The sequence below is a fragment of the Aquibaculum arenosum genome, from assembly GCF_029222965.1.
GTDB classification, from domain to species: Bacteria; Pseudomonadota; Alphaproteobacteria; order Kiloniellales; family DSM-21159; genus Aquibaculum; species Aquibaculum arenosum.
This window is the reverse complement of the sequence record NZ_JARHUD010000008.1, coordinates 1-24,592: the sequence shown is the minus strand read 5'-3', so window position 1 is coordinate 24,592 and position 24,592 is coordinate 1. Positions and strand designations below refer to the sequence as shown.

Here is a 24,592-nt window from a genome sequence, read left to right as displayed (position 1 = left end):
GCGGCGTGTCGGGTCGGGCTTTCGTCGGCTGCAAAGCTGCTCTAGGCTGATGCCGAACGAAGGAGAGCATCGCATTCTTCCATGACGTGTGGGACTCGCGTTACAGTGATCCCTGGGTTCAACCAAGCGGAATCGGGCCTCAACCGTTTCGCGCACAGGTGAGGTAGCACATGAAAGTCAAAGCAGTAATGTTCGGCCTGCTCGTCGGCACCGCGCTGACCGGCATGCAATTCGATGCTTCGGCGGAGACGCTGCGCTTCGCAAGCCAGAGCGACGCACTGACTCTCGATCCCCATGCGCAAAACGAGGGGCCGACCATCACCATGGCGCAGCAGATCTACGATCCGCTGGTGATCCGCGCCGACGATATGACCGTGCGTCCCGGGCTGGCGGTGTCCTGGGAGGCGATGGAGCCCACGGTGTGGGAGTTCAAGCTGCGCGAGGGCGTGAGCTTTCATGATGGCAGCGCCTTTACTGCAGAGGATGCGGCCTTCTCCCTCGACCGTGCACGCGTTCCCCCGTCCGATTATCGCAACTACGTCTCCTCCATAGAGGAGGTGAGCGTGGTCGACGAGCATACGCTGCGTATCACGACCCAGGCGCCCAATCCGATCCTGCCGCAGCAGCTGACCAACATCGTGATCATGTCCAAGGCCTGGGCCGAGGAGCACGGGGTCGAGCAGACCCAGAACTATGCGGAAGGCGAGGAGAACCACGCTGTCCGCAATGCCAATGGCACCGGTGCCTTCAGGCTGGAGTCCCGCGAGCCCGACGTCCGCACCGTGCTGGTGCGTAACGACGACTATTGGGATCGCGAAAACCTTCCCATGGAAGTCGAGCGCGTGGTTTCGACACCGGTCTCCTCCTCGGCGACCCGCGTGGCGGCGCTTCTGTCCGGCGAACTGGACCTCATTCTCTATCCCCCGGTGCAGGACTTGCGGCGGCTGGAGCAGAGCTCCGACATTGCGGTCAAGAACACCCCGGAGAACCGCACCATCTTCCTGGGCCTGAACCAGGGCGCGGATGACCTCGAGAGCGACTCGGTGGAGGGGGAGAACCCCTTGGCCGACAAGCGGGTGCGCGAGGCAATCAACCTGGCCATCGACGTGGATGCGATCCAGCGCGTGGTGATGCGCGGACAGTCCGTGCCGGCGGGCTCGATCTCCCCCACCTACATCACCGGCTACAAAGAGTCCTTCGACGAGCGGCCGCCGCATGACCAGGAGCGGGCGAAAGAGCTGCTTGCCGAGGCCGGCTACGAGGAAGGTTTCGAGATCGACTTCGCCTGCCCCAATGATCGGTACAATAACGATGAGGCGATCTGTCAGGCCATCGTCGGCATGCTGGGTCAGGTGGGCATCGACGCCAACCTGAATGCCCAGACCCGCTCCTTGCATTTCCAGCAGCTCCAGAATGGCGAGCTGGATTTCTACATGCTGGGCTGGGGCGTGCCGACCTTCGACAGCGAGTACATCTTCAACTTCCTTTACCATACGCGCGACGGTAACCGCGGGTCCTGGAACTTCACCGGCTTCTCCAGCGAGCGCATGGATGAACTGGTGGAGGGGATGGCCGGCGAGACCGACCTGGATGCGCGCAATGCGCTGCTCGACGCGGCCTGGGAGATCGCGCTCGACGATCTCACCTATGTCCCGCTGCACCACGAGGTGCTGAACTGGGCCATGCGGTCCAACGTCGACATCCCGATACGCGCCGACAACTCGCCGCGCTTTGCCTCGGTCACCTTCAAGTAGGCAAGGGCCGACAGAGGGGGCGGTGCCGGTCGAAACGGACCGAGCCGCCCCCATCCTTGTCATCCGGTCCCCCCTGCGGAGCGGTCTGTGATGTTCGCCTTTCTGGTCCGACGCCTGCTGCAGTCGATCGTGGTGATGCTGGTGGTCGGGCTGGTCGCCTTCAGCCTGTTCAACTTCGTCGGCGACCCCATCCACAACATGGTGGGGCAGGAGGCGACGACCGAGCAGCGCGAGGAACTGCGTGAGCAACTGGGACTGAACGATCCCTTCCCGTTGCAGTTCGCGCGCTTCGTGGCCAATGCGGCGCAAGGGGAGTTCGGCATCTCCTATCGCATGGCCCGTCCGGTCGACGTGGTGATTGCCGAACGCCTGCCGGCCACTTTGGAGCTGGCTTTCGTCTCCGCTTTCTTCGCCCTGTTTCTCGGCGTCAGTGCCGGCGTTTACGCCGCGCTCAACCGCTACGGCTGGACCAGCCGGCTGGTGATGACCATCTCGCTGATCGGCGTATCTCTGCCGACCTTTCTCATCGGCATCCTGCTGATCTGGATCTTTGCGGTGCAGCTGCAGTGGCTGCCGTCGTTCGGGCGTGGCGACGTGGTCCAGGTTGGCGCCTGGCGCACCGGCTTCCTGACCGAAAGCGGCCTGCGCGCGCTCATTCTGCCGGCGATCACCCTGGGCCTGTTCCAGCTCACGCTCATCATGCGACTGGTGCGTGCCGAGATGCTGGAGGTGCTGCGCACCGACTACATCAAGTTTGCCCGCGCCCGCGGCCTGTCCAACCGGGCAATTAACTTCGGGCATGCGCTCAAGAACACCCTGGTGCCGGTCATCACCATCACCGGCCTGCAGCTGGGCTCGATCATCGCCTTTGCGATCATCACCGAAACCGTGTTTCAGTGGCCCGGTGTGGGACTGCTCTTCATCATCGCCATCCAGTTCGTCGACATTCCGGTCATGGCGGCCTACCTGATGCTGATCGCGCTCTTCTTCGTGGTGATCAACCTGATCGTCGACCTACTTTATTACGCCGTGGACCCACGTCTGCGCGTCGAGGCCGGTTCGGCCAGGGCGCACTGAGGAGGTTGACGCATGTCTGTTCCCGGACGCAATAGCCCCACCTCCGTCGCCCGCCACCCTGCGGAGCGAGCCGGTCGCCCGCCCTCGGCCCTGGCGCGCCTGCGTGACAGCGACCTCTGGTATTCCTTCACCCGCTCGCCGATCACAGTGATTTCGGCTCTCATCGTTCTGCTGTTCTTCCTGGGGGCGCTCTTTGCCCCCTGGATCGCACCCTATAACCCCTTCGATCCCGCCTCGCTCAATCTCATGGACGGTTTCACGCCGCCGATGGGCGAGGCCTTTTCCGGCAACAGCTACCTGCTCGGCACTGACGATCAGGGTCGCGATGTGCTTTCAGCCATTCTCTATGGCGCGCGCATCAGCCTCTTCGTCGGCTTCTGTGCGGTGCTTTTTGCCATGGTGCTTGGTATCAGCCTTGGCCTCTTGGCCGGCTACAAGGGCGGTTGGATCGACAGCCTCATCATGCGCATCGCCGATGTGCAGCTTTCCTTTCCGGCGATCCTGGTCGCGCTGCTGATCTTCGGCGTGGCCCGCGCCACTCTGCCGCGCAGCTTCCAGGAGGACATGGTGATCTATGTCCTGATCGTGGCCATCGGGCTGTCCGACTGGGTGCAGTATGCGCGCACGGTGCGCGGCACCACCATGGTGGAGAAAAACAAGGAGTATGTTCAGGCCGCCCGCGTGATCGGCGTGCATCCGATGCTGATCATGCTGCGTCACGTGCTGCCCAACGTCATGGGCCCGGTGCTGGTGATCGCCACCATCGGCCTGGCGCTGGCGATCATTGCCGAAGCGACCTTGTCCTTCCTGGGCGTAGGCGTACCACCGACGACGCCCTCGCTGGGCACGCTGATCCGCATCGGCAATGACTATCTCTTCTCCGGGGAGTGGTGGATCACGCTCTTCCCCGGTCTGGCCCTCATCCTGCTCGCGCTGTCCGTCAACCTGCTGGGCGACTGGCTGCGTGATGCTCTGAATCCAAAGCTGCGCTGATGAGCAGTGCAGTGAAAACCCCTCTGCTGCAGGTGCGCAACCTGCGGGTCGAGTTCCCGACACGCCGCGGCGTCCTGACCGCGGTGGACGACCTCTCCTTCGATATCCATGAGGGCGAGGTATTGGGTGTCGTGGGCGAGTCCGGGGCGGGCAAGTCCATGACCGGCACGGCGGTCATCGGCCTGCTGGAGCCGCCTGGACGTATTGCCGGGGGTGAGGTCCTGCTGCGCGGCCGGCGCATCGACAATCTGCCTTACGAGGAGTTGCGCCGGATCCGGGGCAAGGAGATCGGCATGATCTTCCAGGACCCTCTCACCAGCCTGAATCCGCTCTACACCGTGGGGCGCCAGCTTGTGGAGACGATCCGCACCCACAGCGACCTCAGCGAGGGCCGTGCCAAGGCCCGGGCCGTCGAGTTGCTGGCCGAGGTCGGCATTCCGGCCCCTGAACGACGGGTGAACCAGTATCCGCATCAATTCTCCGGCGGGATGCGCCAGCGTGTCGTCATCGCTCTGGCGCTTTGTGCCAATCCGCGCCTGGTGATCGCCGATGAGCCGACCACGGCGCTGGACGTTTCGATCCAGGCGCAGATCATCTCCCTGCTCAAGCGCCTGTGCAGCGAGCATGGTGCCGCGGTGATGCTGATCACTCACGACATGGGCGTGATTGCCGAGACAGCGGACCGGGTGGCAGTGATGTATGCCGGCCGGCTGGCGGAGATCGGTCCGGTGAAGGACGTGGTCAAGCACGCCCGCCACCCCTACACCCACGGCCTGATGGGCTCCATTCCCATCGTCGGGCAGGACCTTGACCGTCTGACCCAGATCGATGGCTCCATGCCACGCCTGAGCGAAATTCCCCCGGGCTGCCCCTTCCATCCACGCTGTCCGCGCGTCTTCGAACCCTGCGACCAGGAGCGACCGGACCCGATTCCCGTCGAGAACTCCGAGGTGGCCTGCTGGCTCTATGACGACAAGCGCAGCGGTGGAGGTGGCCATGGTTGAGGTGCGCCCCTTGCCCTCCGCTGACAGTCCGCTGGTGGAGGCGGTCGACCTTGCCAAGCATTTCGACGTTTCGCCGCCCTGGCTGACTCGGGTGCTGGAGCGTCAGCCGCGCACGCTGCTGAAGGCCGTCGACGGGGTCAGCTTCGCAGTTCCGCGGGGCAGGACCTTCAGTCTGGTGGGAGAATCGGGTTGCGGCAAATCGACCGTGGCCCGCCTGGCCGTCGGTCTCTACACTCCCACCGCTGGCCGCTTGGTCTTCGATGGCACCGACCTGGCCGGCCTGAACAGCCGAGCCGCCATGGCGCCCGTGCGCCGCCGGCTGCAGATGATCTTCCAGGACCCCTTTGCCAGCCTCAATCCGCGCTGGCGCGTGCGTGACATCGTCGCTGAGCCGATCCGCGCCCATGGCCTCTTGAGCGAGACCCGGGCGATCGATCGGCGGGTGGGCGAATTGCTGGAGCTGGTGCGCCTGACCGCAGCGGATGGACAGAAATACCCGCATGAGTTTTCGGGCGGGCAGCGCCAGCGCATTTCCATCGCCCGTGCCCTGGCCAGCAACCCCGAGTTCCTGGTCTGCGACGAACCGACCTCGGCGCTCGACGTTTCCGTTCAGGCACAGATCCTCAACCTGATGAAGGATCTGCAGCGTGAGCTCGGACTCACCTATCTCTTCATCAGCCACGACCTCGCCGTGGTCTATCACATCTCCGACTACGTCGGCGTGATGTACCTCGGCCGTCTCGTGGAATGGGGTGAGGCGCGCAGTCTCTTCCGCAAGCCGCAGCACCCCTACACCCGCATGTTGCTGGACGCCATTCCCGACCTGGAGATGACCGGCCGGCGGCGCATCCCGGTGCGTGGGGAGGTGCCGAGCCCCATGAACCCGCCCAGCGGCTGTCATTTTTATCCCCGCTGTCCCTTCGCCAACGAGCGTTGCCGGGCGGAGGTGCCGCTTTCGATCACCTTGCCTCATGGCGGCGAGGTGCGCTGTCATGCCGTGGAGGAGGGGCGGCTGACCGAAGCAGCCGTGCGTCAGGCGCTGGGCCGCGGCGCGTCCGCGCCTTGATTTGAGTCAAGGGGTGCAGTCTGCAACTGCAGTAGCTAGGATCAGTGATCATCGACAGCGACGCGGAAAGCGTCGGGCATCTCACCGCAAGGAGCGCAACAATGGGTTACAAGAATCTGCTGGTGCAACTCGACACCACCAGGGCCTGCCAAAAGCGTGTGGCTGCGGCCCTGGAGCTGGCACAGCGCTTCGATGCCCATCTCGTAGGCCTCTATGTCAGCCCGGAGCTCAGTGTGCCCAGTTTCATCGAGGCGCAGCTCGGCGAGGAGGTGCGCACCATGCAGCTTAACCTGCGACGCGAGCGCGCCGAGGAGGCCATCGGGTCCTTCGAGGAGGCCGCGCGCAAGGCCGGCGTGACGGTGGAAAGCCGCCGCCAGGCCGCCTTCCTGGATGAGATCCCCGATGTCATTGCACTGCACGGGCGCTACTCGGACCTGGTGATCCTGGGGCAGCAGGATGAGGATGATGAGGAGTCCTTGCCCTCGTCACTCACCGAGGAAACGTTGCTCAGCGTGGGGCGTCCGGTGCTCATGGTGCCCTACATCGGCGCGCCGGAGGGCTTCGGCCGGCAGATCACCCTGGGCTGGGACGGCAGCCGTGAAGCCGCGCGCGCCGCCAGTGACGCGCTGCCCTTCCTGAAGCGCGCCGATGCGGTGCGGGTGCTCTGCGTCAACCCCAAGCGGGGGATCGGCGGACACGGCGAAGAACCGGGTGCGGACATTGCGCTCTCGCTCGCGCGCCACGGCGTCAAGGCCGAGGCTCAGCATGTGGTGAGCCGCGAGGTCGAAGTGGCCGATCTGATGCTCTCTCGCGCGGCGGATCAGGGTACCGACCTGATGGTGTTGGGCGCCTACGGCCACTCGCGTATGCGCGAACTGATCATGGGCGGCGTCACCCACACCCTGCTCCGCAACATGACCGTCCCCCTGCTTATGTCGCACTGACGTGAACGGTTGAGACGGGGCGTTTCGACACGAAGGACACCAAGGGTTTCACGAAGTTCACGAAGTCTCATCCAGTTGGTAGGTGGTTGAGGAAATAATCTTTGTGCACTTCGTGCTATTCTTTGCGACCTTTGTGTCTGATTCCCTATTCGATCTCAGAAAAAAAACGCCCCGGGGGTGGTCCGGGGCGTTTCTCATCGAGCAGGTGGAGAGCTCGCTCAGTTCTTGGACTTGTCCACCAGCTTGTTCTCGGAGATCCAGGGCATCATGGCGCGCAGCTTCTCGCCGACTTCCTCGATGTTGTTCTCGGCAGCGCGGCGGCGCATGGCCTTGAAGGAAGGCTGGCCCGCCTTGCACTCCTGCACCCAGTCGCGGGTGAAGCGGCCGGCCTGGATGTCGTCCAGCACGCGCTTCATTTCGGCGCGGGTCTCTTCGGTGATGATGCGCGGGCCGGTCTTGTAGTCGCCGAACTCCGCGGTGTTGGAGATGGAGTAGCGCATGTTGGCGAGGCCGCCCTCGTACATGAGGTCGACGATCAGCTTCACCTCGTGCAGGCACTCGAAGTAGGCCATTTCCGGGGCATAACCGGCCTCGGTCAGGGTCTCATAGCCGGCGGTGATCAGCTCGCAGAGGCCGCCGCAGAGCACCACCTGCTCGCCGAAGAGGTCGGTCTCGCACTCTTCGCGGAAGCTGGTCTCGATAACGCCGGCGCGCCCGCCGCCGATGGCTGCGGCATAGGAGAGGCCGATCTCATGGGCATTGCCGGACGCGTTCTGCTCGACTGCGAGCAGGCAGGGCACGCCGCCGCCGCGCACGTATTCGCTGCGCACCGTGTGGCCCGGGCCCTTCGGCGCAACCATGAAGACGTCCAGGTCCTTGCGCGGCTCGATCAGGTTGAAGTGGATGTTGAGGCCGTGCGCGAAGGCAATGGCCGCGCCTTCCTTCATGTTCGGGCCCAGGTCGTCCTTGTAGAGGTCGGCCTGCAGCTCGTCGGGAGTCAGCACCATCACCACGTCGGCCCACTTGGCCGCTTCGGCCGGGGTCATGACGGTGAAACCGGCGCCTTCCGCCTTGGCGGCGGTGGCCGAGCCGGCCCGCAGGGCGATGCGCACGTCGGCGACGCCGCTGTCACGCAGGTTCATGGCATGGGCATGGCCCTGGCTGCCGTAGCCAACGATGACAACCTTCTTCCCCTTGATCAGGTTCACGTCGGCATCGCGGTCGTAATAAACGCGCATGGTTTGGTCCTCTTTCCTGAAACGATCGTGCGAGCCCTGGCGCGGGCGGATGCAGTTATTGCGCGGGCCTTCTAGCCCCAGTTTCCCCGCCGCGCAACGATACAGCGCGGCATGGCAGTCATGAAGGGCCGCTCATCTCCAAATCTTGCTCAAAGTCCCTTCGGCCCGCGGGCGATGGCGACAACGCCGGTGCGGCTGACATCCACCATGCCGAGCGGGCGCATCAGCTCAACGAAGGCGTTGAGCTTGCCGCTGTCGCCGGCGATCTCGAAGGTGAAGTGCTCATGGCTGCTGTCCACGGCGCGGGCGCGAAAGATGTCGGCGATCCGCAGCGCTTCCACCCGCTTTTCGCCGCTTCCCACCACCTTCACCAGGGCGAGCTCGCGCGGTACATGCGGGCCCTGTCGGGTGAGGTCGGACACGCGGTGCACCGGCACCAGACGATCGAGCTGGGCCTTGATCTGCTCGAGCACCTGGGGCGTGCCGCTGGTGACGATGGTGATGCGGCTGAGGTGAACCGCCGGGTCCACCTCGGTCACGGTCAGCGATTCGATGTTGTAGCCTCGACCGGAGAAAAGCCCGATCACCCGGGCGAGCACGCCGGGCTCATTGTCCACCAGGACCGCGATGGTGCGCCGTTCGATCGGCGGCTTGCTGTCGTTGTCGATCATGTATGCCATCTCGTGGAGCGACGGCCGAAGCCGCCGCGAATGAAAGGGGGCCGCTTGCCGTGCTTGGAGCTCAAACCAGAACCATACCCTGCTCGGATATGGGCTTGGCGGCCTGATCGTCGGGGCCCAGCAGCATCTCGTAGTGGGCGGCACCGGAGGGGATCATGGGGAAGCAGTTTTCCTCCTGCGCCACCCGGCAGTCGAAAATCACCGGCCGCGGCGTGTCGATCATCTCGCGGATCTTGTCGTCCAGTTCCTCAGCCTTGTCGCAGACAATGCCCACGGCGCCGAAGGAGTCCGCCAGCTTCACGAAGTCCGGCAGACTGGCGCTGTAGCTTTCCGAGTAGCGGCCGCCGTGCAGCAGCTCCTGCCACTGGCGCACCATGCCCATCCACTGATTGTTGACGATGAAGATCTTCACCGGCAGCCCGTACTGTGCCAGGGTCGACATCTCCTGAATGTTCATCAGGATCGAGGCTTCGCCAGCAATGTCGATGACCAGCGCGTCGGGATGGGCCACCTGCACGCCAAGCGCCGCCGGCAGGCCGTAGCCCATGGTGCCCAGGCCGCCCGACGTCATCCAGCGATTGGGGTCCTCGAACTTATAGTATTGGGCCGCCCACATCTGGTGCTGACCCACCTCCGTGGTGATGTAGTGGTCGCGCTCGCGGGTCAGTTCGTAGAGGCGCTGAATGGCATACTGCGGCTTGATCGCCGTGCCCTTCTGCTCGAAGGCAAGGCACTTGCGGTCGCGCCAGCCCTCGATGCGCTCCCACCAGGATGACAGGGCCTTCTGGTCGAGCGTGGCCTTCTGAGTCTTCCACTCTGCCAGCATGGCCTCCAGCACGTTGCCGCAATCGCCGACGATGGGCAGCTCCACCAGCACGTTCTTGTTGATGGAGCTGGGGTCGATGTCGATGTGCACCTTGCGGGAATTGGGCGAGAAGGCGTCGAGCCGGCCGGTCACGCGGTCGTCGAAGCGCGCGCCAACGCAGATCATCACGTCGCACTCGTACATGGCCAGGTTGGCTTCGTAGGTGCCGTGCATGCCCAGCATGCCCAGGAACTGCCGGTCGGAAGCGGGATAAGCGCCCAGACCCATCAGGGTCGAGGTAATGGGCGCGCCGCTGGCCCGCACCAGCTCGCGCAGGGCCGCGGTGGCTTTGGGGCCGGAGTTGATCACCCCGCCGCCGGTATAGAAGATCGGCCGCTTGGCTTGGCGGAGCAGGACAATGGCCTCGCGCACCTCGTTGCTCTCTGCGTCACGCCGCGGACGGTAGCTGCGATGGGTGACGGCTTCCTTCGGCGTGTAGTTGCCGCGGTTCTGCACCGTATCCTTCGGCAGGTCGACCACGACCGGACCCGGACGCCCGGCCTGGGCCACGTAGAAGGCTTCATGCAGGGTGCGGCTGAGGTCGTCGGCGCTCTTGACCAGATAGTTGTGCTTGGTGCAGGGGCGCGTGATCCCGGTGGTGTCGGCCTCCTGGAAGGCGTCGTTGCCGATCAGGTGTGTGGGCACCTGGCCGGTCAGGCAGACCACCGGGATGGAATCCATCAGCGCGTCGGTCAGGCCGGTCACCGCATTGGTGGCCCCGGGGCCCGAAGTCACCAGCACCACACCCACCTTGCCGGTGGAGCGCGCATAGCCTTCGGCGGCGTGGACCGCTGCCTGCTCGTGCCGCACGAGGATGTGGCGAATGGAGTTCTGCTGGAAGAGCGCGTCGTAAATCGGAAGTACCGCGCCGCCGGGATAGCCGAAGATGACCTCTACGCCCTGCTCCACGAGGGCCTTGATCACCATCTGTGCACCGGTCAGTTGCTCGGTCTCCGTACTCTGTTCGCGCGTCATCTCCATCAGGTCCCAATATCTATGGCCGCAAAACTGCGATCCGTTTCACAGGAAAAGCGCCGGGGCGGCCACTCTCTGGCCCCCGGCGGCAAGCGCACCCTAGCCACTCAGGGGGGGAGGGTCAACAGAAATTGAAGAATTTTATTAAAGGTATCATCGCTATTCCTTTCAGAAAATTGCTGCTTAAGCGGGAGAAGTGATCGTTTCCGTCCGATCACCTGCCCGCGCAGCCAGGTGGTCTGTCGCTTGGCATAGCGTCGGGTTGCAGCCTGTGCTGCTGCGATGGCGTCCTCGCGGCTGCAGTCGCCCGCAAGATAGGCCGCGAGTTCCGGCACACCGACGGCTTTCATGGCGGTGGAGGTGGCGGGAAGGTCCAAGGCCAGCAGCGCCTTCACCTCGTCCAACGCCCCTGCATCGATCATCGACTGGAAGCGCTGCTCGATGGCCTGATTCAAGGCCTCGCGCGGCGGCAGCAGCACGATCCAGGCAAAGCGCCAAGGCGCGGGAGGGGCAGCGGTGCTGGCCTGCCAGGCCGACAGGGGTCGGCCGGTGGCTTCCAGCACGGCCCAGGCCCGCAGCAGACGCTGACTGTCATTGGGATGCAGGCGGTCGTGCATCTCCGGGTCGCCGGCGGCCAGTTCCCGGCGCAATGCGTCGCGCTCACCTGCCGCCAGGCGCGCTTCGCCGCGCGCCCGCACCTCGGGGGGCACCGGCGGAACCGCCGCAATGCCCTCCTCCAGCGCCTTGAGATAGAGCCCCGTCCCACCCACGAGGATCGGCAGGCGCCCAGCGTTCCGGGCCGCCTCCATCTCGGCCAGGGCCAGTTCGCGCCAGCGCCCGGCAGAGCAGCCCTCCGCCGCCGGCAAGGTGCCGTAGAGCCGGTGCGGCGCCCGCTCCAGGTCGGCGGTGTCCGGGCGCGCGCTGATAATCGACAGCTCGCGATAGAGCTGCAGGGCGTCGGCGTTGATGATGGTGCCTTTGCGGGCTTCGGCCAGGCGCACCGCCAGGGCCGACTTGCCGCTGGCCGTGGGGCCGGCGATCACCAGTGCCAAAGGCAAGTCTTCTGTTCCGTTCGTCACTCGCCCGTCCTGTTTTAGCTGCCCCATGCTGAGCAGGGTGCTTGATCTGCCGCCGGCAGCCCTTTAGCTCAAGGCCATGACACAGGTTCTCACCGTCATCGACGACCCGCAACGGGCGGAACTGAACGCGGCGCACATGGAAAGCCTGCGCGCTGCACTGGCCATGGCCGGGGCCATACCCGGTGAAGCCGATTGGCTCTGGGAGGGGGTGGCCTGCGACCTGCCTTTCACGCCCGCCCCCGATCACGTCGGCCTGGAGGCACAGCTGCGCGCCGTGCTGGGCGATGCGCCGCTGGACCTTGCCATTCAGCCGGCGGCCGGACGGCGCAAGGCGCTGCTGGTGGCTGATCTGGAGTCCACCATCATCGCCCAGGAAATGTTGGATGAACTGGGCGAACTGGTGGGCAAGCGCGCTGAGATCGCCGAGGTGACCGCGCGCTCCATGCGCGGCGAGTTGGGTTTCGAGGAGGCTTTGAACGCGCGCGTGGCACTGCTGGCTGACCTGCCGGAACGGGTGCTTTCGGACACGGCCGCGCGCATGAGCGTCAATCCTGGCGCGGCGAGCCTGGTGGCCACGCTGCGCCGCCAGGGCGTGCGCTGCGCCCTGGTCTCGGGCGGCTTCACCTGCTTTGCCGAGCCCATTGCGGAGCGGCTCGGTTTCGAAGTGGTGCGCGCCAATTGCCTTGAAGTGTCGAATGGGCGGCTGAGCGGGCGCGTGGTGCAGCCCATTTTGGGCCGCGAAGCCAAGCTCGAAACACTGCAGGAGCTCTGCCGCGAAGGCGACATCACCCTGGCCGAGGCCGCTGCCGTGGGAGACGGCGCCAACGACCTGGCGATGCTGGAGGCCGCGGGGCTGGGCGTTGCCTACCGCGGCAAGCCGCTGGTGCGTGAGCGCGCTCGCTTCCGCCTGGATCACGCCGACCTGACCGGCCTGCTCTTCCTCCAGGGCTACCGGCGCGAGGAGATCGTGGCCGGCTGAGCAGTCAGCTAGGCGTCGTCCCTGTTCTGATCCCACCAGTCGTAGACAGCGGTCAGCTCCGCTGCATGAGCGGCCTCGGCCTGCGGGCCCGTGGTGGGTCCCTCGTAGCGCCCCAGCTCCTGCAGCAGGTCGAAGAAGCCGCGCTGCGGAAGCGCGCTGCTCCGGCTCACCACCACCGAAGCCAAGAGAGGCCTTCCGACTGCGTGGTCTGCGCGTACGCTTGCCTCCAGGCGCTCCGCCAGCCGGCGGATGCGCTGTGGACCGGGCTGCGAAAGCGCTGCGGCCAGTTCCGCATAGGTGATGCGGCCGCGGTCCTTGGCGATGGCGCGAAGAGTCTGACACAGCTCCGGATCATCATTCGTCAGAGGATGCATCGGGTTCGAATTCACCACTTCCCACACTTTCACCCGACCGGGCGCTTGCTCTATGGTACCCGCAGTCGCCTGCGCTGCCGCCTTCTGTGCTGCGCGGGCTCCAGAACAACAAGACGAGAGGATGACCCATGACGGCCCAGCTCAATCATTACATTGCCGGACAGCCACAGGAGGGCAAGAGCGGCCGCCGCTCCGATGTCTTCAATCCGGCGACCGGTGAGGTGGCGGCACAGGTTCCCTTGGCCAGCACCGCCGAGGTCGATGCCGCGGTGCGCGCCGCCGCCGAGGCCCTGCCCAAGTGGGCCGCCACCCCGCCGCTCACCCGCGCCCGGGTCATGTTCAAGTTCAAGGAGCTGATCGAGAGCAACCGCGATCGCATAGCCGAAGCCATCAGCCGTGAGCACGGCAAGGTGCTGAGCGACGCCGCCGGCGAGGTGACCCGCGGCATGGAGGTCGTGGAGTTTGCCTGCGGCATTCCGCATCTGCTCAAGGGCGAGTTCAACGAGAATGTCGGCACCAACGTCGACAGCTATTCCGTGCGCCAGCCGCTGGGCGTGGTCGCCGGCATCACCCCCTTCAACTTCCCGGCCATGGTGCCGATGTGGATGTTCCCGGTGGCGATCGCCTGCGGCAACACCTTCGTCCTCAAGCCCTCCGAGCGCGACCCCAGCGCCCCGCTGATCCTGGCCGAACTGCTGGCGGAAGCCGGACTGCCGGCTGGTGTCTTCAACGTGGTGCATGGCGACAAGGAAGCGGTCGACGCCATCCTGGATCACCCGGAGATCCAGGCGGTCAGCTTCGTCGGCTCCACCCCCATCGCCGAATACGTCTATCACCGCGGCACGGCAAACAATAAGCGCGTCCAGGCCCTGGGCGGCGCCAAGAACCACATGATCGTCATGCCCGACGCCGACATGGATCAGGCCACCGATGCGCTCATGGGCGCCGGCTATGGCTCGGCCGGGGAGCGTTGCATGGCGGTTTCCGTGGCGGTTGCCGTCGGTTCCGCCGGCGATGCCCTCATGGAACGCCTGACGCCGAAGGTGCAGAACCTGCGCATCGGCCCCTATTCCGATTCCGAGGCGGAGATGGGCCCGCTGGTGACCAAGCAGCACTACGAGAAGGTGAAGGGCTACGTCGACATCGGCGTCGAGGAAGGCGCCAAGCTCGTGGTCGACGGCCGCGACTTCAAGATGCAGGGCTACGAGAACGGCTACTTCATCGGTGGCTGCCTCTTCGACGAGGTGAAGCCCGACATGCGCATCTACAAGGAGGAGATCTTTGGTCCGGTCCTCTCCGTGGTGCGGGCCGAGAGCTATGACGAGGCCGCCGCGCTGGTGAACGCCCACGAGTACGGCAACGGCACGGCGATCTTCACCCGCGACGGCGATGCTGCCCGCACCTTCGCCAGCCGCGTGAACGTCGGCATGGTGGGCATCAACGTGCCGATCCCGGTGCCGATGGCCTTCCACTCCTTCGGCGGCTGGAAGCGCTCGCTCTTCGGCGACCACCACATGCACGGTCCCGAAGGCGTGCGCTTCTACACCCGCCTCAAGACCGTGACCTCGCGCTGGCCCACCGGCATCCGCGCCGGCGCCGAGTTCGTCATGCCGACCATGAAGTAGGCCTGACAGGCCGATAGGGCAGGGGTTGCGCCGTCCGACGGGGCGCGTGCAGTCCCCGCCGATCGGCCCCGAATCCGTGGGACTGTTACGCGCTGCGGCCTTCCGTTCTGCCAGGATGTGTTGTTGAATTTTGACTTGTCAACAATCCCTGGTATAAACGGTTCCATTATGACCGACTCGCCACTCTATGCTTCCGACATGCGCCGGCCGCTATCCTTGGCGGAGCAGATTGCCAATCATGTGGCCGAGATGGTGCTCAAGGAAGAGTATCGACCGGGGGAGAACATCCCGGAGGTTCGGCTGGCGAGCTACTTCCAGGTGAGCCGCGGCCCCGTACGGGAAGCGCTTCGGATTCTGGAGAAGGAAGGGGTGGTGACCATCAACCCCCGGCGCGGGGCGCAGGTCACCAAGCTTTCCGTCGACGAAGTGAGCGAGGTCTTCGTGATCCGCGCCACGCTCTTCGGGCTGGCGGCACGGCTCTTCGCCCAGTTCCACAAGCCGGAGACGCTGGACAGGCTGGAACGGCTTCTCGCCGAGATGAAGCGGGAGGTGGAGGCCGGTGGCGATCTCGGCACCCACGTGCAGCTTTCGCGGGACATGGCCGACCTGATTCTGGAACACTGCGGCAACCGCCGCCTGCGCGACATGGTCACTCAGCTTGCGCGCCAGATCCTGCGTTACACGCGGTTGGGCCTGGCCAGCGAAACGCGGCGCCGTCAGTCCTTGAGTTCCTGGCAGACCATGGTCGAAGCCATTGCGGTGCGCAACGGACAGAAGGCGGAACGCACCGCCGCGCAGATGGTGACCAACTCTCAGGAGCATGCCATGCGCATGCTGGCCCTGCAGTCACCGGACGAGTAGCGGCAGCGCACCGGGTGCTGCGGGCAGCTTCACACACAAAGAGGCCGGGAGCGTTGCTCCCGGCCTCTTTGTATTCTGTGGTGTGCCTCAGGCCGCGGCGGCAGCCGGGCGATGGAAGGGGCGATCGCCCTTGATCGTCGTGCGGTACATCAGCCGGCGGCTGCCCTTCTCGTCGAAGGGGCAGGCGCGATGCATGGCACTGCGGTTGTCCCAGAAGACCAGGTCGCCCGGCTTCCAGGCATGGCGGTAGGTGAAGGCCGGTTGTGTGGCGAACTCGGTGAGCTCCTTGAGAATCGGCCGGCTCTCCTCCGGGCTCATGCCTTCGAAGTGCGAAACCAGGGCGTAACAGAGATAGAGCGCCTGGCGCCCGGTTTCGGGATGCGTGCGCACGCAGGGCTGGGAGACCGGCGGCACCTTGGCCTTCTGCTCCTCGGTCAGCGGTGGCCGATGGGTCAGGAAGGTCTCATAATGATAGTTGTAGTCATGCACGGCCCGGCGACCGTCCAGCCAGCGCCTGCGTTCCTCAGGAAGGGCGTCGTAGGCCGCGTACATGCTGGCAAACTCGGTCTCGCCGCCCTCCGACGGGCATTCGAGGCAGTAGAAGGCGGAGCCGAGGCTGGGCTCCTCCATGTAGGAGAGGTCGGAGTGCCACAGCTTGGCGCCGCCATGTGCGCCGATATGACGGCCGTTCTCGACAATATTGGAAACAATGAAGATCTCGGGATGCTCGGGCAGGCAGAACTGCTTGAGCACATGGTTCTCCAGCGGGCCGAAGCGGCGGCTGAACTCAATGTGCGGCTCCGGCGGGAGCTCCTGGCCCCGGAACAGCAGCAGCGAGTGTTCGCACAGTGCCTTGCGGATGGCCTGTAACTGCTCCTCGCCGACGGGCTTGGATAAATCGGCGCCGCCTACCTCCACACCAATGGCGGGGGTGATCTGCCGAAAGTTCAGTCCGGCCTCTTTCCATTCCTGAGTCGCGTTCATTGAGTGTCTCCTCCGTTAACGCCGGTTCGATGAAGCGACCGGCTGTGGTTCACGCCTAGCAAGAACGGCAGCATCAAGTCAACAGAGCGATTGTCAACAATTCTAATGTCCATTGAGTGGTTGACACTCACATGGCTGCTATGAACAATCGCCCACACGATAAATTGGTGCCAGGGCCGGCTATGCAGCAGGAAACCTGACCCACAAACCTGAAAGCTGGGAAGGATACGTTCATGCAGAGATTGCTAGGTTGCGCCCTTGCAGCAACACTTCTGGCGAGCGGCGCGACCGCGGCATTCGCCGAATGGCCAGAGCGGCCGATCCAGATCGTCGTGCCCTATGGCGCCGGAGGCGGCAGTGACGCCACGGTGCGCCTGTTCCAGCGCGTGATCGAGGAAGAAAAACTGCTGCCGCAGCCCTTGGCCGTGATCAACATCCCGGGCGCGGGCGGCCGCACCGGCTCGCGCCGGGTGGTCGAAGCGGAGCCGGACGGCTACACCATTCTCAGCAACCATATCACCCTGCTGTCGAGCGAGGCTTCCGGCTTGGCCGATTTCGGTCATGAAGACTACGAACCGGTGGCGTCCACGGGCGGTGTCTGCTTTGTCGCGATCGTGCCGGAATCGGCTCCCTATGAAACTCTGGCGGATCTGCTCGACGATGCTGCCGAGCGGCCGGGCGAGATCGTGTTCGGAGCCAACCTCGGTGCCATGAACCATCTTGGCGGTCTGCTGCTGCAGGACGCGCAGGGGGGCGCCAGCTTCCGTTTCGTCCAGATCGGCGGGGACGCTGACAACTACACCGCGGTGGCGGGCGGCACGACCCACGCTTCGGTGATCTCCACCGGGCAGTACAAGGCCTCGGGCGGACGCGGCATCAAGGCTCTGGGTCTGCTTGCCGAGGAGCGTCATCCGGAAATGCCGGATGTTCCCACGGCGATGGAGCAGGACGTGAATGCGCAGTTCTGCTATGACTACTGGTGGTTGGCACCGGCAGGCACGCCCAGTGACGCGGTGGACACCATGGCAGACGCTCTGGAAGCGGCCATGGAGAGCGAGCGTGTGCAGGAATCCTTCCGCGAGCGAGCCTACACCAACGTTTTCCGCCGTGGCGAGGCGTTCAAGGACTTCATCGCGCAGGAGTTCGAGCGTATCGCGCCGGTCGCCGTGCGGGCCACGCAGGCTCAGTAGGGAGCCGAAACGTGGGTGCGGGAAAGGGCCGAGACTGTGTCTGAAGAGCGGGCAGAGATCGCCGCCGGCCTGATCCTGGCAGTCATCGGGGGCGCCTGCGTCGCGGCGGCAATGGCCGCGCCGCAGCCCGGCCTCGACCCGCTGGGGCCGGGCGCACTGCCCATGGCGGCGGCACTGATCGTCATTCTGCTTAGCCTGGCTATGATTGGTCAGGCTCTGAGGCGCAAGCGTTTCGAGCCATCGGGCTCCTTCGCGGAAACCGCAGACGGCAGCGCGGCGCGCCAGCCACCATCGCCGCTCCCCCTGCTGCTGGTTTCTCTCGTGACGCTGCTCTACGTAGCAGCCTTGGCCTTCCTGCGTCTGCCCTATTGGGGCGCGACCCTGGTGTTCGTCACCATCACGGTCTGGCTGCTATCAAACAGGCGCATCGCCGCTCTGCCCAAGGCCTTGGCCGCCGGCGTCATTCTCGGCTTCGGCTGCGACTACCTCTTCACCCAGATCTTTATCGTGGACCTGCCCTGAGGCCCAATGGACGGACTTCTCCAAGCTCTGCCACTCGCGCTGTCCCTCGAAGGTCTGCTCTTCACCTTGATCGGCACCACGCTGGGTATCCTGGTCGGCTCCATTCCGGGGCTGAGCGGGACAATGCTGATCGCGCTCAGCCTGCCGCTCACCTTCACCATGTCGCCGGCGCTCGCGCTGATGATGCTGGTGGGCATGTATGTGGGATCCGTTGCCGGCGGCTTGATCAGTGCCACGCTGCTGCGCATGCCCGGGACCCCGGCCTCGGTGCTCACCACCCTGGACGGTTACCCCATGGCGCGGGCGGGGCGGCCCGGCCGCGCTTTGGCGCTCGGCATCACGGCCTCCTTCGTCGGTGGGCTCGTCTCCTGGGTGGCACTGATCCTGGTGTCCCGGCCGCTGGCCGATTTCGCACTGCGCTTCACCCCCTGGGACTACTTCGCCTTCATTATGGTGGCCATGGTGCTGATCGCCAGCCTCAGTCGCGGGGCGATGGTCAAGGGTTTGCTCTCCGGCTTTCTGGGCATCCTCATCGCCATGCCGGGGTCGGACCCCTCCACCGGCATGCCCCGGCTGGCTTTCGGCAATCGGGCCATGGAGAACGGCTTTGACGTCCTGCCGGTGCTGATCGGTCTTTTCGCCGTCAGCCAGATCATGCGCGGGCTGACCGAGCATCTCGGCGTGGCCGAGCGGATCGAGATCCGGCGAGAGCGGGTGACGCTGAGCCTCGCCGATTGGCGGCGCCACGGCGGCAACATGCTGCGCTCCTCCACCCTGGGCACGCTGATCGGCATTCTGCCCGGTGTCGGCGCCAATGTTGGCTCGGTGGTGGCTTACTCCACGGCGCGCAGCTTCTCGAAGGAGCCGGAGCGCTTCGGCACCGGCTCGGAAGAGGCCGTGATCGCGTCGGAGGCAGGAAACAGCGCGACCGTCGGGGGCGCGCTGGTGCCGCTGGTGGCGATCGGCATTCCGGGCAGTGTGATCGATGCCATCCTGATCGGGGGCCTCTACCTGCACGGCATCGTCCCCGGACCCATGCTGTTCAGCACGAACCCCGATGTGGTCTACGCCATCATGATTTCCTGCCTGGTGGCCACCTTGATGATGTTCGTGCTGATGACCGGCCTGGTCCGTCACCTGCCCAAGCTGGCTAGGGTCGATCGCAGCCTGCTGCTGCCCGGCATCCTGGTCTTCTGCATCGTCGGCAGCTATGCCGCCACCAATCGCTTCTTCGACGTCTGGGTCATGCTGGCCTTTGGGGTGCTCGGCTTCTTGCTGGAAAAGGCGCGGGTTCCCCTGGCGCCGCTGGTGATCGGCTTCATCCTGGGGCCGCTGGCCGAGGCCAAGCTGCGCACCGGGCTGATGATCACGGCCGGCGATCCCTCGCCGCTGGTCACGCAGCCGCTGCCGGCTTTTCTCATGGGAATCGCCCTGCTACTTCTGCTCTGGCCGCTGCTCTCCAGGCTGCTGCCGCCGCGGCTCAAGCCGGGTGCGCGGCCGGCTGGTGGCTCGGGCCCCGCCTGAGTTCCGGCTCCGGCCGCATCCGAGGGCGTCCTTCCCCGATCACGTTTTCCGCTTCTACCAGGGTAGTCTGCATCATGTTCCCGTTACCAGGCGGCGGCTCGCTTGCCGCACTTCCCCCCACGATCGCGCAGCGGGGGCGTCAGCTTGGTCCCGGTTTCGGGCTGGCGCTGGTCGTCGGGCTTGCGGCTGCCTGGATCGGGGATCATCACGGCGGGCCGGTGCTGCTTTTCGCCCTGCTGATTGGCATGGCGTTCAACTTTCTCTCAGACGATGCGCGCTTTCGCGCGGGCATCGCCTTCACATCGCGCACGGTGCTGCGCCTGGGCGTGGCCCTGCTGGGGGCGCGGATCACGCTCGAGCAGATCCTGTCGCTCGGCGTCGTGCCCAGTCTTGCCGTGGTGCTGGCGGTTGTGGGCACCCTGTTGTTCGGGCGCTTTCTCGCCCGTCGGCTGGGGCTGGGGGAGGAGCAGGGGATCCTGACCGGCGGGGCGACGGCGATCTGCGGCGCTTCGGCGGCGCTCGCCATCTCCTCGGTCATGCCCAAACGCGCTGAGCTGGAGCGCAACACCGTCTATGCCGTGGTGGCGGTGACCACGCTCTCGACCTGCGCCATGGTGCTCTATCCGGCATTGGTGGCGCTCGTCGGCTTCGACGAGACCACCGGGGGCGTTCTGATCGGCGCGACGATTCATGACGTGGCCCAGGTGGTGGCGGCCGGCTACACGATCTCCGATACGGCCGGCGACACCGCGACCTTCACCAAGATGATGCGCGTCGCCATGCTGGTTCCCGTCGTCTTCCTGCTCTCGCTCTATTTCAAGCCGCGGCGTTTGGCCCTGGGGGAGGCGGCGCAGGGGCGTCTGATCGGCCTGCCACTCTTCCTGGTCGCATTCGTGGTCTTGGTGGGGATCAACTCACTGGGCTTCCTGCCGGCCAGCCTGGCGCAGCCGATGATCGATACCTCGCGCTGGTGCCTCGTGCTGGCCGTAGCCGCACTCGGCATGAAGACCAGCCTGAAGGAGATGACGCAGCTCGGCTGGAAGCCCTTCATCCTGGTGGTGAGCGAGACCTTGTTCCTTCTGGTCGCGGTGCTCGGCTTCCTGCTGCTCGCGAGCGATCTGTGATAAGGCACGCGTTTCTGGTCCCAAAGTAGACAGGGGGCGCAGACGGAATAGGTAGGACGCGCGGACACTCCATACATTGGGGGCAGGGGTAGCCACGGAGGTGGAGGCATGACCTCGATCTTGAACGCCCGCACAATACCCATTGAAATTGCAAAGTATCAAAAGGTTTCATGCCTTGCTCCTGAGCTCTCACGCACTCTGCGTCTTGGGGAAGGGGCGGAACCCATGGCAAATGACGTCAAAGCGGCCGCGCTCGATCTTCGCGGCGAATTGCCGCCGCGCTTGCGCAAACTTCTCGATTACTGGCAATTGCGCCGCGGCGCGCGTCGGGCGCCCACCAAGATCGAGATGGACCCGGCGGATTTCTCTTGGGCCCTGGCTTTTACGCTCCTGGTGGAGGTCGAACGGGGCGAGGTTGGTGAGGGCAAGATCGAAGAGGACAGGGCGGAAACTTTTCGCTATGCCATCGTCGGCGAAGGGGTGCGCTACGTTCATGGGCACAGCCTCAAGGGCCTTGCCCCCACGGATCTCAGGCCGCGGGCATTTGGCGAACTGATTCAGCAGCATTATCGCGCGTGCAGTGAAAGCTGGCAGCCGCTGGCGCACAGCCTTTTCGTTAGTTCCCACAGCCAGCTCGGCCGGTACCTGCGCCTTATCCTGCCGCTCAGCGATGCGTCGGGGGAACGGATTAGCCACCTGCTCGTGGTGGAGAACCATGAGCATGAATCCCGCTGTCGCATTGCGGGCTGTTTGCCACGGGTTGCAGCCAACTGGCACGATGGCGATGCCGCGCATTAGACCGTGAAACCTGTCCGGTTGGACAACCCACCCCAAGGGTAGGGTTGCGTGAGTCTGCAGGACTTCCGGTCGACGTGCGACATAGTTTAAGCTTAAACTATCTCCGCTCTGTCTCTCACATTGGGGCAGCGAACAGCGGAGAGCGCCATGCGTATTGCCATCGTCGGCGGCGGGCCGGCCGGACTCTATTTCGCCATTCTGATGAAGAAGCGCCATCCGGCCTATGAGGTGACGGTCCATGAGCGCAATCGCGCCGGCGACACCTTCGGCTGGGGCGTGGTCTTCTCCGACAAGACGCTGGAGAACCTGGAGGGCGCGGACGAGCCCAGCCAGCGCCGCATACTCGACGCCTTCGCCCACTGGGACGACATTGACATCCACTTCAAGGGCCGGCTGATCACCTCAGGCGGGCACGGCTTCTGCGGCATCGCCCGGCAGCGCCTGCTGGCGATCCTGCAGGCGCGGGCCGAGGAACTGGGCGTGGAACTCCGCTTCGAAACCGAGATCGAAGGCGAGGTGCAGGCGGCCTTCCCGGACGCCGACCTGATCGTGGCGGCCGACGGCATCAACAGCCGGGTACGTCAGGCCCATGAGCAGCACTTTCGGCCGGACATCGAATTGCGCAAGTGCAAGTTTGTCTGGCTGGGCACCCGCAAGCTCTTCGAGGCCTTCACCTTCATCTTCGAGCAAACCCAGTGGGGCTGGTTCCAGGCCCATGCCTACCGCTTCGACCGCGAGCATTCGACCTTCATCGTCGAGACCCGCGAGGAGACCTGGCGTGCCGCCGGGCTGGACCAGGCAGACACGGCGGCGACCATCGACTTCTGCGAGCGGCTCTTCGCCCCCTACCTCGACGGCCATGGCCTGATGGCCAACAGCCGACACCTGCGCGGCTCCGACTGGATCTCCTTCCCGCGCATTTCAAACAATACCTGGGTGAAGGACAACATCGTGCTGATGGGCGATGCGGCCCATTCGGCGCATTTTTCCATCGGCTCCGGCACCAAGCTGGCGCTGGAGGATGCCATCGCCCTGGCGCGTCATCTCGACACTGGCGAGGGTTCGCTCACGGACAGGCTGGCGGCCTACGAGGCGGAACGGCGGGTCGAGGTGCTGCGGCTGCAATCGGCCGCGCGCAACTCCACCGAATGGTTCGAGAACGTGGCGCGCTATGCCAGCCTGGAGCCCGAGCAGTTTGCCTATGCCCTGCTCACCCGCTCCCAGCGCGTAAGCCACGAGAACCTGCGACTGCGCGACCGAGGTTATCTCGAGGGTGTCGAGCGTTGGTTCGCCGGCCGCGCCGCCGCGCAGGTCGAGGACAAGCGCGTGAGTAGGCAGGCAGCGCCCGAAAAGGAAACGCCTGCCGCCATTCCACCCATGTTCACGCCCTTCCGCCTGCGCAACATGGCGCTGCCCAATCGCGTGGTGCTGTCCCCCATGGCGATGTACTCGGCCAAGGAGGGGACACCCAATGACTTCCACCTGGTGCACCTAGGTTCACGCGCTTTGGGCGGGGCCGGGCTGATCTACACCGAGATGACCTGCGTCTCGGCCGAGGGGCGCATCACGCCGGGCTGCTGCGGCCTCTATGACCCGGAACACAGCCGCGCCTATAAGCGCCTCGTCGATTTCATCCACGGTCATTCGCCAGCCAAGGTCTGCCTGCAGCTCGGCCACGCCGGGCCGAAGGGCTCGACCAAAGTGCCCTGGGAGGGGGCTGACCTCCCGCTCGACGAGGGCAACTGGCCGCTGTTGGCGCCGTCTCCCATTCCCTGGAGCCCGGCCAACCAGACGCCGCGGGAGATGACGCGCGCCGACATGGACCAGGTGATCGCCGACTTCGTGGTGGCCGCGGAACGAGGGCTGGAGGCCGGATTCGACATGCTGGAGCTCCACGCCGCGCATGGCTACCTGCTGTCGAGCTTCATCACGCCGCTGAAGAACCGGCGGCAGGATGCCTATGGCGGCGACCTGAACGCACGGCTGCGTTTTCCCATCGAGGTCTTCGAGGCGATCCGGGCCGTCTGGCCGCAGGAGCGGCCGATGGCGGTGCGCGTTTCCGCCAGCGACTGGGTCGAGGGGGGAATCGGGGCCGATGAGGCCGTGGAGATCGCCCGGGCCTTCAAGGCAGCCGGTGCCGACCTGATCGACGTTTCCGCCGGCCAGACCTCGACTGAGGCGAAGCCCATCTATGGCCGCATGTTCCAGACCCCCTTCTCCGACCGCATCCGCAACGAGGTGGACATCGCCACCATGGCGGTGGGCAACATCTACGAGACCGACCACGTCAACTCGATTCTGGCCGCGGGGCGGGCCGATCTCTGCGCCCTGGCGCGGCCGCATCTGGCCGATCCCTTCTGGACACTGCACGCCGCCGCCCAACTTGGCCACGAGGGGCAGCAGTGGCCGCCGCAGTATGAGACCGGCCGCGCGCAATACCTCCGCAATCTGCAGCGGGCCCAGGAAATGGCCATCGCCATCTGAGTGCTGGGGGGATTTGTTCGAGGTCGCGGCGGAACCTTGGGGGGTGCCCCGAAAGCGCCTGTGACAAGCGCCCGTTTGAAGCGCTAGCAAGCGGTCTGTTCTTCGCCACAAGAGTCACCTCTGTCGGCAGGCAACAGGTGCTGTGGATCATCGGGATTTCGGGAGTTCATGCGCCGCTGCATCATTCACGTGGGCATGCCGAAGGCCGGCAGCACTACGCTCCAGCACTTCTTACGGCGCCATCGCAAATCACTGCTGAGGAAAGGGGTCTTCACCCCGCTCTCTGGCAAGCGCCGGCTGTATCGCGAAGTCTACGATAGCCTGGCGCAGATCGTGTACTGAATTTTCAGCAAAAGCGGTGACGGTTTCAGCGGTCATGGCACGCTGGTGATGTGAAACTCACCGGACCCTCAGGAGGGGTGCATGCCATGACCAGAATTGAACGTAAGAGC

Annotated in this window: 21 protein-coding genes; 15 read left to right on the top strand and 6 right to left on the bottom strand. The window is 65.1% G+C overall.

All coding sequences use genetic code 11. From position 1 onward, the window contains the following. Positions 1-170 precede the first annotated feature (170 nt). The 6 genes from P2G67_RS12975 (at position 171) to P2G67_RS12950 (ending at position 6,838) form a co-directional block, all read left to right on the top strand. The gene (locus P2G67_RS12975; protein WP_275823656.1) at positions 171-1,754 is read left to right on the top strand and encodes an ABC transporter substrate-binding protein; all 1,584 of its coding nucleotides are present in this window, start codon (positions 171-173) and stop codon (positions 1,752-1,754) included. 90 nt (positions 1,755-1,844) lie between these two features. Further along, positions 1,845-2,831, top strand: coding sequence for an ABC transporter permease (locus P2G67_RS12970; RefSeq protein WP_275823655.1), 987 nt, complete (start codon positions 1,845-1,847; stop codon positions 2,829-2,831). 12 nt (positions 2,832-2,843) lie between these two features. Beyond that, positions 2,844-3,824: an ABC transporter permease gene (locus P2G67_RS12965; RefSeq protein ID WP_275823654.1), complete on the top strand. Its 981-nt coding sequence runs from the start codon at positions 2,844-2,846 to the stop codon at positions 3,822-3,824. Between the two features lie 11 nt (positions 3,825-3,835). Continuing rightward, positions 3,836-4,828 (top strand): ABC transporter ATP-binding protein, encoded by a 993-nt coding sequence (locus P2G67_RS12960; RefSeq protein ID WP_275823653.1) that lies wholly within the window; start codon positions 3,836-3,838, stop codon positions 4,826-4,828. Beyond that, positions 4,791-5,894: an ABC transporter ATP-binding protein gene (locus P2G67_RS12955; protein ID WP_322099707.1), complete on the top strand. Its 1,104-nt coding sequence runs from the start codon at positions 4,791-4,793 to the stop codon at positions 5,892-5,894. The genes P2G67_RS12960 and P2G67_RS12955 overlap by 38 nt, the downstream gene beginning before the upstream one ends. Before the next feature lie 101 nt (positions 5,895-5,995). Further along, the gene (locus tag P2G67_RS12950; RefSeq protein ID WP_275823651.1) at positions 5,996-6,838 is read left to right on the top strand and encodes a universal stress protein; all 843 of its coding nucleotides are present in this window, start codon (positions 5,996-5,998) and stop codon (positions 6,836-6,838) included. Positions 6,839-7,056: 218 nt separating this feature from the next. Here P2G67_RS12950 and ilvC read toward each other — a convergent pair whose 3' ends face one another. From ilvC to miaA, 4 genes are all read right to left on the bottom strand, one after another. Next, positions 7,057-8,076: a ketol-acid reductoisomerase gene (ilvC, locus tag P2G67_RS12945; RefSeq protein ID WP_275823650.1), complete on the bottom strand. Its 1,020-nt coding sequence runs from the start codon at positions 8,074-8,076 to the stop codon at positions 7,057-7,059. 149 nt (positions 8,077-8,225) lie between these two features. Further along, positions 8,226-8,747, bottom strand: a complete 522-nt coding sequence (gene ilvN, locus P2G67_RS12940; protein WP_322099706.1) for an acetolactate synthase small subunit — start codon at positions 8,745-8,747, stop codon at positions 8,226-8,228. Between the two features lie 70 nt (positions 8,748-8,817). After that, complete coding sequence (locus P2G67_RS12935; protein WP_275823647.1) at positions 8,818-10,596, bottom strand: acetolactate synthase 3 large subunit; 1,779 nt, start codon at positions 10,594-10,596, stop codon at positions 8,818-8,820. 107 nt (positions 10,597-10,703) lie between these two features. Further along, complete coding sequence (gene miaA, locus P2G67_RS12930) at positions 10,704-11,675, bottom strand: tRNA (adenosine(37)-N6)-dimethylallyltransferase MiaA (protein WP_275823646.1); 972 nt, start codon at positions 11,673-11,675, stop codon at positions 10,704-10,706. Positions 11,676-11,751: 76 nt separating this feature from the next. Between miaA and serB the strand changes: the two genes are divergently transcribed. Further along, the gene (gene serB / locus P2G67_RS12925; RefSeq protein ID WP_275823645.1) at positions 11,752-12,654 is read left to right on the top strand and encodes a phosphoserine phosphatase SerB; all 903 of its coding nucleotides are present in this window, start codon (positions 11,752-11,754) and stop codon (positions 12,652-12,654) included. Between the two features lie 8 nt (positions 12,655-12,662). Here the strand turns inward: serB and P2G67_RS12920 are convergent, their stop codons facing one another. After that, a complete protein-coding gene (locus tag P2G67_RS12920; protein WP_275823644.1) occupies positions 12,663-13,028 on the bottom strand; it encodes a hypothetical protein in 366 nt (121 codons plus the stop codon). A 128-nt stretch (positions 13,029-13,156) separates the two neighbouring features. Here P2G67_RS12920 and P2G67_RS12915 point away from each other — a divergent pair, with 128 nt between their 5' ends. Together P2G67_RS12915 and P2G67_RS12910 are read left to right on the top strand one after the other, a co-directional pair. Then, a complete protein-coding gene (locus P2G67_RS12915) occupies positions 13,157-14,653 on the top strand; it encodes a CoA-acylating methylmalonate-semialdehyde dehydrogenase (protein ID WP_275823643.1) in 1,497 nt (498 codons plus the stop codon). A gap of 168 nt (positions 14,654-14,821) precedes the next feature. Further along, a complete protein-coding gene (locus tag P2G67_RS12910; RefSeq protein WP_275823642.1) occupies positions 14,822-15,514 on the top strand; it encodes a GntR family transcriptional regulator in 693 nt (230 codons plus the stop codon). A gap of 87 nt (positions 15,515-15,601) precedes the next feature. Here P2G67_RS12910 and P2G67_RS12905 read toward each other — a convergent pair whose 3' ends face one another. Next, positions 15,602-16,498 carry a TauD/TfdA dioxygenase family protein gene (locus P2G67_RS12905; protein ID WP_275823641.1) on the bottom strand — a complete coding sequence of 299 codons (897 nt, stop codon included), beginning with the start codon at positions 16,496-16,498 and terminating at the stop codon, positions 15,602-15,604. A 233-nt stretch (positions 16,499-16,731) separates the two neighbouring features. Between P2G67_RS12905 and P2G67_RS12900 the strand changes: the two genes are divergently transcribed. The 6 genes from P2G67_RS12900 to P2G67_RS12875 all read left to right on the top strand — a co-directional run bounded on the left by P2G67_RS12900 (position 16,732) and on the right by P2G67_RS12875 (position 24,140). Next, on the top strand, positions 16,732-17,688 hold the full coding sequence (locus P2G67_RS12900) for a tripartite tricarboxylate transporter substrate binding protein (protein WP_275823640.1): 957 nt from the start codon (positions 16,732-16,734) through the stop codon (positions 17,686-17,688). 36 nt (positions 17,689-17,724) lie between these two features. Next, on the top strand, positions 17,725-18,210 hold the full coding sequence (locus P2G67_RS12895) for a tripartite tricarboxylate transporter TctB family protein (RefSeq protein ID WP_275823639.1): 486 nt from the start codon (positions 17,725-17,727) through the stop codon (positions 18,208-18,210). 6 nt (positions 18,211-18,216) lie between these two features. Beyond that, a complete protein-coding gene (locus P2G67_RS12890) occupies positions 18,217-19,734 on the top strand; it encodes a tripartite tricarboxylate transporter permease (RefSeq protein ID WP_275823637.1) in 1,518 nt (505 codons plus the stop codon). Positions 19,735-19,808: 74 nt separating this feature from the next. After that, positions 19,809-20,858 carry a YeiH family protein gene (locus P2G67_RS12885; RefSeq protein ID WP_275823636.1) on the top strand — a complete coding sequence of 350 codons (1,050 nt, stop codon included), beginning with the start codon at positions 19,809-19,811 and terminating at the stop codon, positions 20,856-20,858. A 108-nt stretch (positions 20,859-20,966) separates the two neighbouring features. Continuing rightward, complete coding sequence (locus tag P2G67_RS12880; protein WP_275823634.1) at positions 20,967-21,656, top strand: PAS domain-containing protein; 690 nt, start codon at positions 20,967-20,969, stop codon at positions 21,654-21,656. Positions 21,657-21,803: 147 nt separating this feature from the next. Continuing rightward, positions 21,804-24,140 (top strand): bifunctional salicylyl-CoA 5-hydroxylase/oxidoreductase, encoded by a 2,337-nt coding sequence (locus P2G67_RS12875; protein ID WP_275823633.1) that lies wholly within the window; start codon positions 21,804-21,806, stop codon positions 24,138-24,140. Positions 24,141-24,592: the final 452 nt, after the last annotated feature.

What these genes read in the sequence shown, in the direction of transcription:
- P2G67_RS12915 (WP_275823643.1), top strand. Translation starts at nt 13,157, where the DNA reads ATGACGGCCCAGCTCAATCATTACATTGCCGGACAGCCACAGGAGGGC.
- P2G67_RS12890 (WP_275823637.1), top strand. Translation starts at nt 18,217, where the DNA reads ATGGACGGACTTCTCCAAGCTCTGCCACTCGCGCTGTCCCTCGAAGGT.
- P2G67_RS12900 (WP_275823640.1), top strand. Translation starts at nt 16,732, where the DNA reads ATGCAGAGATTGCTAGGTTGCGCCCTTGCAGCAACACTTCTGGCGAGC.
- P2G67_RS12875 (WP_275823633.1), top strand. Translation starts at nt 21,804, where the DNA reads ATGCGTATTGCCATCGTCGGCGGCGGGCCGGCCGGACTCTATTTCGCC.
- serB (WP_275823645.1), top strand. Translation starts at nt 11,752, where the DNA reads ATGACACAGGTTCTCACCGTCATCGACGACCCGCAACGGGCGGAACTG.
- ilvN (WP_322099706.1), bottom strand. Translation starts at nt 8,747, where the DNA reads ATGATCGACAACGACAGCAAGCCGCCGATCGAACGGCGCACCATCGCG.
- P2G67_RS12910 (WP_275823642.1), top strand. Translation starts at nt 14,822, where the DNA reads ATGACCGACTCGCCACTCTATGCTTCCGACATGCGCCGGCCGCTATCC.
- P2G67_RS12885 (WP_275823636.1), top strand. Translation starts at nt 19,809, where the DNA reads ATGTTCCCGTTACCAGGCGGCGGCTCGCTTGCCGCACTTCCCCCCACG.
- P2G67_RS12920 (WP_275823644.1), bottom strand. Translation starts at nt 13,028, where the DNA reads ATGCATCCTCTGACGAATGATGATCCGGAGCTGTGTCAGACTCTTCGC.
- P2G67_RS12975 (WP_275823656.1), top strand. Translation starts at nt 171, where the DNA reads ATGAAAGTCAAAGCAGTAATGTTCGGCCTGCTCGTCGGCACCGCGCTG.
- P2G67_RS12970 (WP_275823655.1), top strand. Translation starts at nt 1,845, where the DNA reads ATGTTCGCCTTTCTGGTCCGACGCCTGCTGCAGTCGATCGTGGTGATG.
- P2G67_RS12950 (WP_275823651.1), top strand. Translation starts at nt 5,996, where the DNA reads ATGGGTTACAAGAATCTGCTGGTGCAACTCGACACCACCAGGGCCTGC.
- P2G67_RS12935 (WP_275823647.1), bottom strand. Translation starts at nt 10,596, where the DNA reads ATGACGCGCGAACAGAGTACGGAGACCGAGCAACTGACCGGTGCACAG.
- P2G67_RS12965 (WP_275823654.1), top strand. Translation starts at nt 2,844, where the DNA reads ATGTCTGTTCCCGGACGCAATAGCCCCACCTCCGTCGCCCGCCACCCT.
- P2G67_RS12955 (WP_322099707.1), top strand. Translation starts at nt 4,791, where the DNA reads ATGACGACAAGCGCAGCGGTGGAGGTGGCCATGGTTGAGGTGCGCCCC.
- P2G67_RS12905 (WP_275823641.1), bottom strand. Translation starts at nt 16,498, where the DNA reads ATGAACGCGACTCAGGAATGGAAAGAGGCCGGACTGAACTTTCGGCAG.
- P2G67_RS12880 (WP_275823634.1), top strand. Translation starts at nt 20,967, where the DNA reads ATGACCTCGATCTTGAACGCCCGCACAATACCCATTGAAATTGCAAAG.
- ilvC (WP_275823650.1), bottom strand. Translation starts at nt 8,076, where the DNA reads ATGCGCGTTTATTACGACCGCGATGCCGACGTGAACCTGATCAAGGGG.